The organism is Nocardia sp. NPDC051787 (assembly GCF_040681325.1).
Lineage (GTDB): Bacteria > Actinomycetota > Actinomycetes > Mycobacteriales > Mycobacteriaceae > Nocardia.
On the sequence record NZ_JBFAYO010000007.1, the window covers coordinates 17004 to 32927 of the forward strand.

At 68.7% G+C, this 15924-nt stretch carries 11 protein-coding genes; 6 read left to right on the forward strand and 5 right to left on the reverse strand.

The genetic code is table 11. From position 1 onward, the window contains the following. Window positions 1-73: 73 nt before the first annotated feature. The 3 genes from AB0M45_RS09480 to AB0M45_RS09490 all read right to left on the reverse strand — a co-directional run bounded on the left by AB0M45_RS09480 (window position 74) and on the right by AB0M45_RS09490 (window position 3820). Complete coding sequence (locus AB0M45_RS09480) at window positions 74-1303, reverse strand: hypothetical protein (protein WP_364324959.1); 1230 nt, start codon at window positions 1301-1303, stop codon at window positions 74-76. Next, window positions 1300-2463 carry a hypothetical protein gene (locus AB0M45_RS09485; RefSeq protein WP_364324962.1) on the reverse strand — a complete coding sequence of 388 codons (1164 nt, stop codon included), beginning with the start codon at window positions 2461-2463 and terminating at the stop codon, window positions 1300-1302. Before AB0M45_RS09485 ends, AB0M45_RS09480 begins: the two co-directional genes overlap by 4 nt. 151 nt (window positions 2464-2614) lie before the next feature. Continuing rightward, complete coding sequence (locus tag AB0M45_RS09490; protein ID WP_364324965.1) at window positions 2615-3820, reverse strand: hypothetical protein; 1206 nt, start codon at window positions 3818-3820, stop codon at window positions 2615-2617. Between the two features lie 146 nt (window positions 3821-3966). On the opposite strand from AB0M45_RS09490, the gene AB0M45_RS09495 reads away from it, so the two are divergent. Beyond that, window positions 3967-5292 (forward strand): FHA domain-containing protein, encoded by a 1326-nt coding sequence (locus AB0M45_RS09495; protein ID WP_364325555.1) that lies wholly within the window; start codon window positions 3967-3969, stop codon window positions 5290-5292. 25 nt (window positions 5293-5317) lie between these two features. Here AB0M45_RS09495 and AB0M45_RS09500 read toward each other — a convergent pair whose 3' ends face one another. Then, the gene (locus AB0M45_RS09500; RefSeq protein ID WP_364324968.1) at window positions 5318-6763 is read right to left on the reverse strand and encodes a metallopeptidase; all 1446 of its coding nucleotides are present in this window, start codon (window positions 6761-6763) and stop codon (window positions 5318-5320) included. A 105-nt stretch (window positions 6764-6868) separates the two neighbouring features. Between AB0M45_RS09500 and AB0M45_RS09505 the strand changes: the two genes are divergently transcribed. The 5 genes from AB0M45_RS09505 (at window position 6869) to glmM (ending at window position 14062) form a co-directional block, all read left to right on the forward strand. Further along, window positions 6869-9394, forward strand: coding sequence for an FHA domain-containing protein (locus tag AB0M45_RS09505; RefSeq protein ID WP_364324971.1), 2526 nt, complete (start codon window positions 6869-6871; stop codon window positions 9392-9394). Window positions 9395-9494: 100 nt separating this feature from the next. Then, on the forward strand, window positions 9495-11279 hold the full coding sequence (locus AB0M45_RS09510) for a hypothetical protein (protein ID WP_364324974.1): 1785 nt from the start codon (window positions 9495-9497) through the stop codon (window positions 11277-11279). Window positions 11280-11457: 178 nt separating this feature from the next. Then, the gene (gene rplM / locus AB0M45_RS09515) at window positions 11458-11901 is read left to right on the forward strand and encodes a 50S ribosomal protein L13 (RefSeq protein ID WP_364324977.1); all 444 of its coding nucleotides are present in this window, start codon (window positions 11458-11460) and stop codon (window positions 11899-11901) included. Next, the gene (gene rpsI, locus AB0M45_RS09520; RefSeq protein WP_364324980.1) at window positions 11898-12404 is read left to right on the forward strand and encodes a 30S ribosomal protein S9; all 507 of its coding nucleotides are present in this window, start codon (window positions 11898-11900) and stop codon (window positions 12402-12404) included. Before rplM ends, rpsI begins: the two co-directional genes overlap by 4 nt. Before the next feature lie 281 nt (window positions 12405-12685). After that, window positions 12686-14062: a phosphoglucosamine mutase gene (gene glmM / locus AB0M45_RS09525; RefSeq protein WP_364324983.1), complete on the forward strand. Its 1377-nt coding sequence runs from the start codon at window positions 12686-12688 to the stop codon at window positions 14060-14062. A gap of 186 nt (window positions 14063-14248) precedes the next feature. Here glmM and AB0M45_RS09530 read toward each other — a convergent pair whose 3' ends face one another. Next, window positions 14249-15904 carry an ABC-F family ATP-binding cassette domain-containing protein gene (locus tag AB0M45_RS09530; RefSeq protein WP_364324986.1) on the reverse strand — a complete coding sequence of 552 codons (1656 nt, stop codon included), beginning with the start codon at window positions 15902-15904 and terminating at the stop codon, window positions 14249-14251. Between the last annotated feature and the right edge of the window lie 20 nt (window positions 15905-15924).

Below are 15924 nucleotides of genomic sequence, written 5' to 3' on the forward strand. Positions count from 1 at the left end.
CTGACTCGACGCGGGCCACTGCGTTCGCCACGCAGCAGCATATTGGACTCGGGTCGTGCCGAAAGTGCGCGCATTATCGGCTGTTCGCGAAAATGGAGTACTGTGCGGCCGCGCGCTGCTGGGCATCGAGCAGCTGATCCCCGGCGACGAATCCGACATATTCTTTGTAGGCCACGATGCAGGTGAATCGTTTGTCGTCGAATAGTCCGGACTTGTTCTCCACACATGCCGAGTCGGGCAGATGTGCGGGTGGTTCGGCGGGGCCGACGACCACTGTCGGTGTAATACGATCGGCGGCGACGCGGCGCGCTGCCTCCGGGCCGGATGTGCGAATCACCAGTGTGCCGTTGGACATCGCGAATTTCTCGGCGCCCATCGCGGTGAAACGTTCTTTCGCGTAATTGCGGTCTTCGGTGTATTGCATTACTCCGCGCAGACCGAACACCGCGTGTGACTTGTCGTAACTCGGCGTCTGGACCTTGGTCGGATTCAGCGTTCGGCTCAGCAGATGGTCCGGGTCCCAGGGCAGCCGTAGCATCTGTTCCTCGGTCAGCGGCGGCAATTGATCGAGCAACGGGAGTTGTGTGTCGTACGCCTTCTCCACCAGTGCGATCAAGGCGTCGCGGTCCGGGGCGTTGGCCGAGACGAGAAACGCCACCACATAAGACCCGTGCGGGAGTACCGCGCGCAGGAAGGGTGATCCGGGACGCCAATGCGCTCGTGCTTGCGGATGTTTGGGCAGCGTGACCGGCTCGTTCCGGTCGCGGTACGCGCCGAAATCCGCGTCGTGGAACTCGGTCGCGGCCTGCCGCGCGCGATCCGGGTCCGGGAATTGCATGACGACCGTGCCGACCGTCGTCGAATTCGGCCGAGGTTTGGTCGGCCATCCGGAGGCGAACATGCTGATGTTCTGGTCCGCGCCGTTGGTACGGAACCCGTACATCATCCGGTTGCGTTCGGCGATCGGCTCCATGTCCTCCGGCCGCCCGAGTTCGCCGGGCAGCACACCGCTGCTGATGCTCGACGACGACCATCCGTACTTCATCCGGGGATCGATGTCGTAGGCGGAGGCGACGTGATCGGCCAGCCGCATCGCGGCCACCTTCTTCATATCGATGAACAGCGGCAGATAGTCGTCGTCGTGCGCGTTCGGTGGCTCGGTGGGGTAATTGCCGGTGTCCAGCTCCCGGATGTCGATCTCACCGGGCCGCGCGGTGCCCGTCGTCGTCGAACCACAGGCGGCGAGAATCGCGGCGGAGATAACGCAGACGAGTACCGCCGGGACGGTGCGGATGGATCTCATGCGGCATTCACCAACAACGCGTACTGGGCGGAGATTCGTTGCTGCGCGTCGAGCAGCTGATGCGACCAGGCGAAGGCCGCGTAGCGGTCGTAGGACACCGAGCAGTAGAACCGGACGACGACGGTCTTGCTGCCGATGTACTCCTTGCACTGAGCGGCGGGCAGGCCTTTCGGCGACTCGGTTCCGCGGAACTTCTTGGTGAGGCCGCCACGATGCTCCCGCAATCGCTCGGCCGCGGCCGTGTCGCGCGCCCGGAACAGATCGGTGCCGTCGGTGGCGAACCGGTCCACTCCCGCCGCTTCGATCTGCCTGCGGTCCTCAGCCGAATCGGTGGTGAAGTGCAGGGCGCCCTGACCGGTGTACGCGCCGGGCGGGTCGATCCAGGAGTCTTCCCGTGGCCGTGGCAGCGCGCGATCGAGCATGCCGTCCATGTCGATCGGCAGTGTCATCAGCTGGTCGACCGGTGTGGGGGTGAACCGGCGGATCGACGCGACCACGGTGTCGAGGCTCTTCTCGACCACGGTGATCAGCTCGGAAAGATCCACCTTTTGCAGAAAGATCTTCACGTAGTCGTAGATCCAGGTGTAGACGACGAACTTTCCAGTGGCGAACCAGGATCCGATCGACTGCTCCTGCGGCTGCCAATGCGCGTGCGCGGCAGGGTACTTGGTGATCTGCACCGGTGTGTTCCGCTCGTTGGCCTCGAAGTCGACGCGCTCCAGCGCGGCCGCCGCCGCGGCCGCCTTCTGGTCGTCCGGGAAGATCAGGACGGCGTTCACCAGGTCCGTGCCGCGGTTGTCCGGCGCGCTGCCGGCGCTGCTGATGAATCCCGCGACGAAATCCGGAGCGGCCTCGGCGAACCGGGAGACATCCATGATCCGCCCGAGCGCGTTCTTGGGCTCGATGAAGATCTTCGAGATCGACGGGTTCCCGTGGACGAACGCGGGGTCGATGTCCGACGGCGCGGGAACGAAGTTCGCCAGTCGCTCCGCCTCGACCATCCGCGCCTGCTCGGGGTTCTTCACCGTCCCCAGCGCGCGCGGCTGGGTCGCATAGTTGCCCACGTCCAGCTGGGCCAGGTCGACCGGACGCGCCGACTGCTCGGTACCGGTCTCCGAGCCGCCGCACGCGCCGGTACCCGCGGCCACGACAGCGGCCATGATCAGGGCACAGGCGGCTCGGGCCGGTCTCGATATCGCGCCGGGCTGCACTTACTTCCCTCCCCTAACTGCGGTGGTTGCGGCGGAATGCTACTTCACCCCGCCTTGCGATCCGCCGATCGCAAGGGCGCCGACCGTTACTGCCGCGTGCTCAGAAACTGTTCGCCAGCAGCGCGTACTCCGCGGCGACCTTCTGCCGTACGTCCGGTTCCTTATCACTGGTGACGACTCCGACGTAACGCTTGTAGGCCACGTAACAGCGGTACTTGTACTCCCGTTCCGGGTCGCCCTTGCTGTTGAGCTGCAGGCACTTGGCGCCGGGGACGTCCTTGGGAGCGCCGAGGGCGTCGTAGTGGCCGCCTTCATTTTCCAGCAGACCGGTGACCAGCTTCTGCGCGGCGGCCGCGTCGCGAGTGCGGGCGACATAGCTGTCGTCGGCGATGGCGGTACGGTCCACGCCCGCGTCCTCGATCAGGCGCAAGTGCGCGGCCTCGTCGTCGGCGCGGTGGACGGTGTGGTAGCCGCCGTACACGCCGAAGGTCGTCGGGTCGGGGGTGCGGTTGGCACGGTCGGCGACCGCGACGCGAGCGAGCAGGCCGTCGGGGTCGACCTTCAGGGTGTCGAGTTGGGCGGCGGGGGTCGCCGTGAACTTGTCCAGCTGCGGGACCTGGGCGGCGAGGGTCTTGTCGACCCACTTCACCAGGTCGTCGCCGTCGGCCGTCGGCCGCTGAATGAACAAGGAGATGACGAATTCCTTGTGCGCCATGAAGGTGCCGACGGTGGGAATGCCCGGCCGCCAATGGATGTGGGCGTCGGGAAATTTGCTGGACGGCAGCTTGCGGTTTTCCGGTGACACGGCGATGTCGACATCCTCGAGCTCGCGGGCGGCGAGCTTCGCGGAGGCCTCGTCGGGGAAGCGGAACACGGCGTTGGTGATCGCCGTGGCGTCGGGGGCCGGGTTGGACTGCCCCGCGGGATCGGGACGGTCGGCGCCGCTGACGGCGTACCCGACGACCAGCTTGCGGTTGTCGAAGACCGGTTTGGACACCTTGGCCACGAAGTCGAGCGCCTGCTCGCCGTCCGCGACGACGGTGCTGCCGCGCCCTACCTTCAGGGACGGATCGATGCGCACGGTGGGGACCACCGCGTCGGACATCCGCATGCCCTCCAACAGCGCGCCCTTACCCCCGGAGTCCTGGTCGTACTCGTGCCGGTCGACGGGATAGGTGCCGACTTCCAGCATCCGCACGTCGATCTCCCCCGCGGTGGGGGTCCCCTGCACGCCTGCGCAGCCGGTCAGCAATCCTGCCAATGCGAGACATGACGCGGTGAGCGCGATGCGTTGCGTCCGAACCATCTCAGGGCCCCTCGTTCCTCCCGTTGCTGACAGTGAAGTTACCGGACGGACGCCAGGGAGGGGGACCGATGGTGTCCGGATTGCAATACCCTGGTGGGTGTGGCGACGACCCTGCACTACATCCCCGGTGGAGGCCGATTCCGGTGATGGATCGGCAGGTCGAGGTCGTCGGAGGCAGCCATGCCGTGGCCAGGGTCGCCGGCGCGGTCATCGTCGTCGCGCACCGTGGGAGCGGCAGGCCGGCGCACGATTCGCCCGCCGTCGTCGCACTCGAATCACTGGCCGAACTGGTGCGCGAGGCCACCGAGCGGGAGCCGGACGGGCCGGGCGCCATGGTGGCGCGGCAGGCGACGCGCTGGCTCATGAAACATGCCGAGCAGATCAGCCCCGGCGAACCGATCGACTTCGGCATCCTGTCCACCGCCGAGAACGGCGGTGTGGCGATCTTCCTGCACGGCGCGATCACCGCCGTGCTGGCCGATGACGGTTCGGTCGAGCGGTATCGCGGCAGCGACGCGGCGTTCACCGTGGATCGGGTCGCGAGCGTTCCCGCGCGGGCGGCGGCCTTGTTCGTCGACGACGCGAAGGGCCGCATCCCGGATCTGCCGCCGGAGCGGGGCATCGGCTGGCTGGTCGAGGGTGTCGCGCAGGCGGGCGGCGCGATCGTCTGGTCCGACGGAGCCCGCGTCCGGGTCCCGGCGAACGGCCGGGCATCCCGCGCCGAGAGCAGGCATCGCCGCCCCGAAGCGCCACCACCGCCGACCGCGCGCATCGAAAACGAGCCGCCCGCCGAGTCCGAACGGCGGCAGACCGAGCCACAGCTCGCGGTCGACCGGTCGGCGCCGTCCACCGCGATGCACGTCGGCGAGTCCGAGCAGGCGCCGATCGACCCGCACCACGCGCCGACGCAGTCGGGCGGCACCAATCCCGCGCCACGTCCGGACCCGGAATTACAGCGTCGTCTGGAGGCGACCGCGCGGACTACCGCGCTCACCGTCAAGGTGATGGGATTCAAGTGTGCGCGTGCGCATCCCACCGATCCCCGCGCCGCGTTCTGCACCGTGTGCGGTATGCCGGTGGACCAGACGCAGCCGCTCATCGAGGTGGTGCGCCCGCCGCTGGGCATGCTGATCCTCGACGACGGCATGACCTACATGCTGGCCGCGGACGCGGTGCTCGGCCGCGACCCGGAGCATTCCGAGGCGGCCGATCGTGGCCTCGTGCCGCTGCGCGTCGACGATTCCTCCGGCGGCATGTCGCGCGCGCACGCCGAGATCCGCCTGGTGAATTGGGATGTCACCGTGGTGGATCGGGGCTCGACCAACGGCACCCGCACCCGCCTGCCCGGCTACCGAGACTGGATGCGCCTGGCGCCCAACCAGTCCATGGTGCTCGTCCCCGGCGCCGAGATCATGCTCGGCAACCGTGTACTGCGTTTCGAACTCGCCGCGCCGCCACCCTTCGGCCGCTGAACGCGCGCTATGCGTTCGCGCGAATTCACGAATAGCGCGCCATGCACGTGCTCTCGCCGTTCAGTACTCCCGCGCGGAAAGCGTCGACACGGGAGAAGCCACTGGGCACGGTCTTGCCGTCGGCATCGCTCGCGGCAAGGCCGTCGGTGAGTAGACCCGAGACCGCCTCATCCAGATCACCTGCCGCGAGCTTGATATCGCCCTGGCTGACAGGCCGCCCGGATTCGGCGAGCTTGCCGGTGACCACGCCGGACAGGCAGGCCGCGCGAAGCGCGGTTTTGGCGCCTACCAGACTCTGCCCGCGGCTCTGCTGGACGGCCAGGGTGTACCGCGAGATGAACACGACGTAGCCGTTGTAGTCACCGGTCACTTTGAGGGGCAGCGGGTCGTCCGCGTCGGATTCGGACGTACTCCGATCGGCGAGGCCGGATATGTTCGTGGCGATCGTGTTCTGGGCCGGGCAGTACGAGACCGGTTCGGTGACAACGCCGTCGCGGCATTCGATCGTTGCCCGGGAGTAGTCATAGGTCGGCTCGTCGTCGACCGGCAGGATGGCTTTGAGCGCCTTGGTGAGCTCGACCAGGGCTTCCTTCGTGATGGGGAACTCGCCGCGCCCTTCGTCGCCGCTGAAACTCTGGGGCAGGTTGGCGCGGCGCTGGTCGATCTCGTCCTCGTCGATGCCCTTGCATCCCCTGGGCCCGTCGGTGAACCCGATCTGTACCGCGGTCACCCGCTCGAAGGCGGAGCCGTGCACGCTCTCCGGGTCGTCGGGGTTGGAGTCGCGGATGGCGACGGTGGCGGCGAGCACCGAGTTGAGTCCGTCGGAGGTGTTGATGGTGAAGTGTTTCGCCTTGCCCTCGGCGACGTGGCGCATGAACGCGCCCGCGAAGCAATCGGCCTGCTGCTCCTTGACGATCACCGGGTCCTTCGGTCCGACGATCTTGGCCATGGTCTGCACCGCGTGCCCGTACTCGTGCGCGAGCACCATCACCACGGCCATCTTCCCGAAGGTCTCCTCCATGGTGGGAAGTAGGACGGAGCGATCCCAGCCGATGGAATTGTCCAATCGGCAGTAGGCGGCGTTCACCAGACGGTAGGTGCTCTCCTTGCAGAACTCGAACGCCTCGGAGCGGCCGGACTTCGCGCTCCAGGAAACCAGCTTCTCGACCGGCTTGAACTCGCCTTGGAATTCCTTGCCGAACTCACCGCGCCAGTAGGTCTGGATGTCGTCGACGGCGTTGAGCGCCAGCGTATCCACTGGGCCGCGGTCGCCGTTGGTCGCGGAGAGTGTGCTGTCCGGGACACCGGCGCGCGGGCCGCTCGGCCCGTTCGTGGTGGGCAGTCCGGCGACCTTGAACGGATCGTCGTAGATGGAGACGGCGTGGCCGTCCACGAACCTCGTACAGCCCCCGACCAGGACCAGAAAGCTGAGCAGCGCCGTAACGATGGCGGTGGTTCTGGCTGTCGGCATGGCTCCCCCTAGTCGGCCGGATCGCGTTCACATCGGTCGCCGGATCGGGGCAAAGGCGCGTCGGGGGCACCGCCGATGTCCGGGTGATGGAATAGTATCCGCTGCATGTCTTCACCGGGGGCGCAGACCATCACCGTGCGCCATGATGGAAACGAACGAGTATTCGATTCGAGCCAGCAGGTCACCATGGGCCGCGCGCCGGAAGTGACGCTGTTCGTCGACAGCCCGCTCGTCTCCCGCGTGCACGCGACGCTCGCCTGGCAGGGCAGTGCCTGGGTGTTGACCGACAACAGGAGCACCAACGGCGTATTCGTCGACGCACGCAGGGTGACCCAACCGGTGTCGATCGATCGGCCGACCCAAGTGCGGCTCGGTGACGCGATCAGCGGTCCGCTGCTACACCTGCTGCCCGCGAACCCGCAACCACCGCAATGGCCTTCGATGCGGCCGCCGCAACCGGCGCCGCCGCCGCAACCGGCGCCGCCGCCGGGACCGGCGCCGCAGCCGGGACCGCCGCCGCAGGTTCCGCGGCCCGCGCACCAGTTCCAGCGCCCGCACTATCCGCCGCCGCAGGAAGCACCGGCGCCCGCGCCCGCGGTGAACATCAATATGACGACCAGGGCCGACGTTGCGAACATGCCGCCGGTCCGGGCCAGGGCCACCACGGCGCCGATCTCCCGCGGGGACCGGATTCCGCCGAGTGGTCTGGCCATCGGCCGCACCACCGACAACCAGATCGTCGTCAACGATCCGCTGGCCTCCCGCAAGCACGCCCGCCTGGTGGCCTCCGCCGAGGGACTGACCATCGAGGACCTCGGTTCGGCGAACGGCACCTTCGTCAACGGGCACCGGCAGCAGCGGGCGGTGCTGCGCGAACGGGACATCATCACCATCGGCAACGTCGACTTCGTCGTTCAGCAGGGCGCGCTGGTGCACCGGCAGAAGCCGGTCGCCGAGCAGGGGCTCGCGGTGCACGGCGTCGGCTTCACCGTCGAGGGCAACAAGCAACTGCTCGTCGATGTGAACATGTCGGCCAGCCGCGGGACGCTGACCGCGCTGATCGGCCCTTCCGGCGCGGGCAAATCGACGCTGTCGAGGCTGATCGCAGGCACCACTCGGCCTTCCGGCGGCGTGGTCACCTTCGAAGGCCGCAACCTGCACGCCGAATACGAGGCGCTGCGCTCCCGCATCGGCATGGTGCCGCAGGACGACGTGCTGCACCGCCAGCTCACCGTCCGCCAGGCGCTCGGTTTCGCTGCCGAGCTGCGGTTGCCCCGGGACAACAGCAAGGAGGATCGGCAGAAGGTGATCGACGGGGTGCTGCAAGAGCTTTCGCTCACCGAGCACGCCGATACCAGGGTCGACCGGCTCTCCGGCGGTCAGCGCAAGCGCGCCTCGGTGGCGCTGGAGCTGCTGACCGGTCCATCGCTGCTCATCCTGGACGAACCCACCTCGGGCCTGGATCCGGCGCTGGACCGGCAGGTCATGGTGATGCTGCGCGAGCTCGCCGACGCGGGGCGCGTGGTGATCGTGGTGACCCACTCGGTGGCGCACTTGGACATGTGCGATCAGGTGCTGCTGCTCGCGCCCGGCGGCAAGACCGCCTACTGCGGCAACCCCGCCGGTGTCGGTGCGGCGCTGGGCACCAGCGACTGGGCGGAGATCTTCGCCAACGTCGCGGCCAACCCGGATCAGGCGTTCGCGGCCTACCGCTCCCGGCAGGCGTTCGCGCCGCCGCCTCCACCTCCGCCGCAGCCGTACGGATCGGCGGGCAGTCCGCCGCAGTCCAGCCGCGGCAAACAGTTCTCGACCCTGGCGCGCAGGCAGATCCGGCTGATTCTGGCCGATCGCGGCTACCTGACCTTCCTGGTGATCCTGCCGTTCATCCTCGGCGGGCTGTCCCTGGTCGTGCCCGGCAAGAACGGTTTCCAGCGGGGCGCCTTGAAGGCGCTACCCGACGGCAGCTTCGTCCCCGAAGGCGGCGGCGAGACCCAGCAGCTGCTGGTGGTGCTGATTCTCGGCGCCTGCTTCATGGGCTCCACGCTCACCGTGCGCGACCTGGTCGGCGAGCGAACGATCTTCCAGCGGGAACGCGCGGTCGGACTGCTGCCTTCGGCGTACCTGATGGCGAAGATCGCCGTGTTCAGCTTCACCGCGCTGCTGCAGTCGGCGGTGCTTGTCGGCATCGTGCTGGCGGGCAAGAAACGGCCCGGCGAGGGCGCGGTGCTGGCGTCCGGAAGCGCGGAGCTGTACATCGACATCGCGCTGACCGCGGTCTGCTGCGTGGTCGTCGGCCTGCTGCTCTCGTCGCTGGCGAGGTCGAACGAGCAGGTGATGCCGCTGCTGGTGGTGGCCGTCATGTGCCAGTTCGTCATGGCGGGCGGTCTGATCCCGGTCACCGGCCGGGTGGTGCTCGAGCAGGTGTCCTGGTTGTTCCCGGCCCGCTGGGGTTATGCCGCAGGCGCGTCGACGGTGAACATCCGCGAGTTGTTCCTCAACGCGCAGCCCGACACGCTCTGGCAGCGCAAGCCGGAGATCTGGGCGCTGGACATCGGCGTCCTGCTGTTGATCACCCTGGTGCTCGCGATCATCACGTGGCGCCGGCTGCGACTGAAGAAGTCGTCGGCGTGAGGCGTTCCACACGGCTCGCGGACGTTCCCGCGCGCAAAAACGGCGACGACCGGGGCCGGCCCACAACGGCGAGCATCTCGGCCGCGAACCGGGCAGACTAATGCCTGTGACGGTGCGAGTAGGGGCAGTGCATCTCGGCTGGGATGTGGTGTCCGTGGCGGCGGGCGGCGGTGGCATTCCGATCCGACCGGTGCAGGTGGAGGGTGTGTGGACGCCGCCGGCGTATCTGCTTGCGGATTCGTCGGGTCGGCTGCATACGGCCGGTGTGGAACGCAACCGGCCCGATCTCGGGATGGCGATCGCCGACGTGCGCGACATCCTGGGGCATCCACAGATCGTGGTGGCGGGCGCGACGTGGCCCGCCGAGCTGGTGTTCCGCGCGCGGATGTACAACCCGCTCGCGGAGATCGGCAAACACTTGCGCGGCAAACCGGACCTGGTGGCGCTGCCCTTCCCGGACGGCTGGCCGGACGAGAAGGTCGAGATATACGCCTCGATGGTGGAACAGCTCGACGTCATCGTCGAGCCGCTGCCGGAGAGCGTTGCGCTGTCGGGTTACGTCCGCGCGCTCGGACTGGTGCAGCCGCCGGACCGGGCCAGGCCGCACGGCATCGGGGCGACGGGCGTGTACTCCGACGGGCGCACCATGCTGGTGGTCGCGGTGCACGGCGACGACGAGCAGCCCACCGAGTCGGTCGAGGTTCCGGTCGACGCGGAGGCCATGCGCGACGCCCGGTCGGCGGACAACGTCGTGATCGAGGTGATGGCGGCCGCCCGCTCGATCGGCGCGGACACCTCCACGGTCCTGCTATCGGGCAACGTGCGCTTCAACGACGCGCTGCGCCTGGCCTTCCAGAACCACCTCGGGCACCGCTTGCACGTGGCCGACCATCCCATGCACGCGCTCGTGCTCGGCGCCGTGCATCTGCTGGTGAGTGACACCGAGGCGGCCGAACCGGAGCCGGGCAGGCCCGTCGCAGAACCCGCGCCCGTCCCGCAGCGTCCGGTGGACGCTCGGCAGCAGGCCGAATACGCGCAGCGGCAGGCAGAGGCGGCGCAGCGCTCCGGCGAGCAGGCCACGCCACGGCCGGAGACTCCGCAGCAGCAACCGGACGCTGGACAGCGCCGTTCGGAGCAGGCGCCCTCCCAACCGGTGCCCGGTGTCCAATACGGTCCGGGGTACCCCACCCAGCACGACGAGGTGCCGCGCGGACTCCCGCCGAACCTCGCCGAGCTCGGCAGCCGGTTCACCCGGCCACCGAGCGCGCCGGACGATCAGCGCGGCGGCGCGCCCGGACGTCCGCAGGGCGAGTTCGCCGGTCCGCCGTCGGGGCCGCCGCCCGGTGGCCCGGTGCCACCGCTCGGGCCGCGGCCGCCGTATCAGGGAGCCCCCGAACAGCAGGGCGCGCCGCAGCAGCATCAGCCGTACCACGGCGCGCAGCAGCAACCGGGCCACGGTTCGTGGCAGGAATCCGGCGCGGAGTCCGATGACGCCGGGGATCGGCCCCGCAAGGGCAAGATCTGGAACAAGATGAAGGGCAATCTGTTCGGAGCCGGCACCGTTGCCGGTGCGGTGGCGCTGGCCGTGGTCGCGCTTCCGGCCGGTACCGATCAGGCCGAGCTGACCGCGCGCTCGGCTGGTTTCGACGCGGGCTCGGTGACCATGGACGAGATGGCGGCGCCCGGCGAGGCGGAGCCGATCGCGTGCCCGCTGACGCCCTACGCCATCAACCAGCCGAAGCCGGGGATCGCCACCACCAAGGGCAACCAGTCCGAGGACAAGGGCGGCGACCCCGACTGCGGGCGGCCCGGCATCGATACCCTGCGCTACCTGGTCCCGGGGCCGCCCGGTGCCATCGACCTCGGCCCGCCGATCGAGATCTGACGCGATTTCTTTCCGGCGATACCCCGCTGGTATCGTGGCTCGTTGGCGTGTGGAACGCCCGGTCGATCCCCTGGTGAATCGTCCGGTCGTCCACCGAGTCCCGGGTCTCCACCGGCCGCCGGGAACTCCCTCGACCACACGCTGGGCTGGCAACACCGACGACAGACAGGGAAGCACTGTGCCTACGTACAGCCCCAAGGCGGGTGACGTGACCCGTAAGTGGTACGTCATCGACGCCACTGACGTAGTGCTCGGCCGTCTCGCCGTCCAGGCAGCGAATCTGCTGCGTGGCAAGACGAAGCCGACCTACGCTCCGAACGTCGATGGTGGCGATTTCGTCATCATCATCAACGCCGACAAGGTTGCCATCAGCGGCAACAAGCGGCAGGACAAGCTGATCCACCACCACTCCGGGCACCCGGGCGGCCTCAAGTCGCGGACCGTCGGTCAGGTGTTGGAGACTCGGCCCGATCGGCTCGTCGAGAAGGCCGTCAAGGGCATGATCCCGAAGAACAAGCTCGGTAACACGATCGCGAGCAAGCTGAAGGTCTACGCGGGCCCGACGCATCCGCACGCCGCCCAGCAGCCCATTCCGTTCGAGATCAAGCAGGTGGCCCAGTGACCGCTCCCGAGGAATTCAACGAGGACTTCGCCGAGGAGTTCGACGCCGAGGCCGTCGAGGACGGCGCGGGCTACGAGGAGACCGAGGTCTCGCCGTCGTACTCGCCGGTTGTGATCGACCGCCCGGTGCAGACCGTCGGCCGCCGCAAGGAGGCCGTCGTCCGCGTCCGCCTGCTGCCCGGCACCGGCAACTTCGTGCTCAACGGCCGCACCATCGAGGATTACTTCCCGAACAAGGTGCACCAGCAGCTGGTCAAGTCGCCGCTGGTGACCGTCGAGCGCACCGAGTCCTTCGACGTGCACGCCCGCCTGGTCGGCGGCGGTCCGTCGGGCCAGGCAGGCGCCCTGCGGCTGGCCATCGCCCGTGCGCTGATCGAGGTCACCCCGGAGGATCGTCCCGCCCTGAAGCGGGCCGGCTTCCTGACCCGTGACCCGCGCGCCACCGAGCGCAAGAAGTACGGCCTGAAGAAGGCGCGCAAGGCGCCGCAGTACTCGAAGCGCTGATTTCGGCAGCGTCGACCATCGCATCCGGCGCCCCGGCGCCGGATGCGGAGGACGTGGCCAGGAAGCGAAGCTCGCGCAACCCGTCAAGAGCCCCGCTTTCGCTGCATCCATACGGTACGGTCGACGCGGCAGCTGTACGAGAGCAGGCTCCCAGCGAACAGCTGGTCGCCTGCTCTCGTGCTGTATGAACTTGCGGTGTTGCGGTGCCCCACGTGGTGACCTAGGTCGCCGTCTCCTGGGCCGTCGCTCGCACCGCGGATCCACCGATGTAGAGGCGAGGTATGGGACGTTTGTTCGGCACCGACGGAGTCCGCGGGCTTGCCAACGAGTCGCTGAGTCCGGAGCTCGCGCTGCGCATTTCCGGTGCGGCCGCGCAGATCCTGAGTCGCGGCAAGCAGCGCGCGCTCGCGGTGGTCGGACGCGACCCGCGGGCCAGCGGTGAGATGCTGGAGGCCGCCGTGACCGCGGGGCTGACCGCGGCGGGCGTGGACGTGCTCTCGGTGGGGGTGCTGCCAACCCCGGCCGTGGCCTACCTCACCGGTTTATACGACGCGTGCCTCGGTGTGATGATCTCCGCCTCGCACAACCCCATGCCGGACAACGGGATCAAGATCTTCGCCGCGGGCGGGCACAAACTCGATGACGCGATCGAGGACCGGATCGAGGCGCTCATCGCCGCGGACACACCGTTCCGCCCGACCGGCGCGGGCATCGGCCGCGTGCGCAACGCGGCGGGCGCACGCGATCAAGGACTGGTCATCCCGGACCAATACAGCCTCGCGGGCACCCATGAGCGCTACGTGGAGCACCTGGTGGAAGCGACCGGACAGGATTTGTCCGGACTGACCGTCGTGGTCGACTGCGCGCACGGCGCCGCCGCGGAGGTGGGACCCGCCGCCTATCGCGAGGCGGGCGCGACCGTCATCGCCATCAACGCCGAGCCCGACGGGCTGAACATCAACGACGGCTGCGGCTCCACCCATCTGGACCAGGTTCGCGCCGCGGTGCTGGAGCACGGCGCCGATCTGGGTCTCGCGCACGACGGTGACGCCGACCGCTGCCTGGCTGTCGACGCCGGCGGCACCGTCGTCGACGGCGACGCGATCCTGGCGATCCTGGCCCTGGACATGCACGAGGCGGGCGAACTGGCCCAGAACACCCTGGTCGCCACGGTGATGAGCAACCTCGGTCTGCACATCGCCATGCGGGCGGCCGGAATCACCTTGCGCACCACCGCCGTCGGCGACCGCTACGTGCTGGAGGAATTGCGGCGCGGCGGATTCACGCTGGGCGGCGAGCAGTCGGGACACGTGGTCTTCCCGCGCTACGGCACCACCGGCGACGGCATCCTGACCGGCTTGCGCCTGATGGCCCGGATGGCGCGGACCGGGCGCACCCTGGCCGATCTGGCGAGCGTGCTGCAGACCGTGCCGCAGGTCCTGGTGAACGTGCCGGTCGGCGACAAGTCCCTGGTCGCGCGCGCACCCGAGGTGCGGGCAGCGGTGCTGGAGGCGGAGCGAATGCTGGGCGACTCCGGCCGAGTCCTGTTGCGTCCCAGCGGCACCGAGGAACTGGTGCGGGTCATGGTGGAGGCCACCGACTTGGCGCAAGCGCAGCAGTTGGCGGACGATCTCGCCAAGTGCGTCGGCGCTGTGTAAGTTTGCAGCGCCTGCGGCACTGCGAACGGGAATGCTCGGTATCGCTGCGCTCGAAAGCGGAAGTTGGGCCGGTGTGGTTGCGTTCCGCGGAGTGAAGCGGTACTGATCGTCCGCCTTCTTGCGCTGGACGTCTGGCCGTGTCTCGTTGTGGCGCGGCCGATTCGGATCTCGGCTCTAGCTCCCGGATTACAGCGTCTCGGTGAGGACGCCCGCTTCCATGTGCCATCGGCGCGTCGCACGGACGGTGTCGAGCATGCGGCGGTCGTGCGTGACGAGCAGAAGTGTGCCGGTGAAGGATTCGACGGCCTGCTCCAGCTGTTCGATGGCGGGCAGGTCCAAGTGGTTGGTCGGCTCGTCGAGCACGAGCAGGTTGACGCCGCGGGCTTGCAGCAGTGCGAGGGCGGCGCGGGTGCGTTCGCCCGGGGAGAGGGTGTCGCAGGGACGCAGCACGTGCGGACCGCGCAGGCCGAACTTTGCCAGGAGCGTGCGCATGTCCGCTTCCGGCGAGTCCGGCAGTTCGGCGCCGAAGGTCTCGGCCAGCGCCGCGGTCCCGCGAAACAGCCCGCGCGCTTGGTCGACCTCGCCGATCGCGACGCCCGAGCCAAGGCTCGCGGTTCCGTGGTCCGGCTGGATCTTTCCCAGCAGCACGGCCAGGAGGGTGGATTTTCCGGAGCCGTTCGCGCCGGTGAGCACGATGCGGTCGGCCCAGTCGATCTGGGTGCTGATCGGCCCGAGCGTGAAATCGCCACGGGTGAGGGTCGCTTCGGATAGCGTGGCGACCACCGCGCCACTGCGCGCAGCGGCGGCGATGTTCATGCGCAACTCCCACTCCTTGCGAGGTTCCTCCACCGCCTCGAGTCGCTCGATGCGGCGCTGGGTCTGCCTGGCCTTGGCCGCTTGCTTCTCAGTGGCTTCGGCGCGCATCTTGCGACCCGCCTTGTCGGAGTCCATCTTCCTGGGGTCGCGCGCCTTGCGGCGTGCGGTGCGGATGCCGTGTTCGAGCCAGTTGCGCTGCATCTGCGCGCGTGCTTCCAGGCCCGCCTTGGTGTCGGCGTACTCCTCGTAAGCCTCGCGCGCGTGCTGCCGCGCGATCTCCCGTTCCATCAAGTACGACTCGTAGCCGCCGTCGTACTGGCCGACCTGCTGTTGCGCGAGGTCCAGCTCCACGATCCGGTTCACGGTGCGCGCCAAGAACTCCCGATCGTGGCTGATCACCATCAGCGGGACTCGGACACCGGCGACGAACTGTTCCAAGCGTGCCAGGCCGTCCAGGTCCAGATCGTTGGTCGGCTCGTCGAGCAGCAGGATGTCGAAGCGGGACAACAGGACCGAGGCCAATCCGGCGCGTGCCGCCTGGCCGCCGGACAAGCCGGTCATCGGAGTATCCAAGCCATTCGGGAGGCTGTCGGCGAGGCCGAGGTCGGCGGCAACCTCATGGGCACGCTGGTCCAAGTCGGCGCCGCCGAGGTCGAGCCAGCGTTCCAGCGCGGGGGAGTACTCGTCCGGGCCGCCTTCGGCGAGGCGCTCGGCCGCCGCGTCCATCACCCGTTGTGCCGCGGTGACGCCTGTGCGGCGGCCGAGGAACTCGAGCACGGTCTCGCCGGGCACCCGCTGCGCCTCTTGGGCCAGATAGCCGACCGTCGCCTCCGGCGGACTGAGTGTGATGCTCCCCGTCGGCGTGTGCCGATCGGCGAGCATCCGCAGCAGCGTCGACTTGCCCGCGCCGTTCACGCCGACCAGGCCGATCACGTCACCCGGCGCCAGGGTCAGATCGAGGTCGGCGAACAGTGTTCGCTCGCCGTGACCGGCCGACAGGCCGCGGGCATGCAGAGTGGTGCTCACCAGCACGAGTCTGCCGTGCT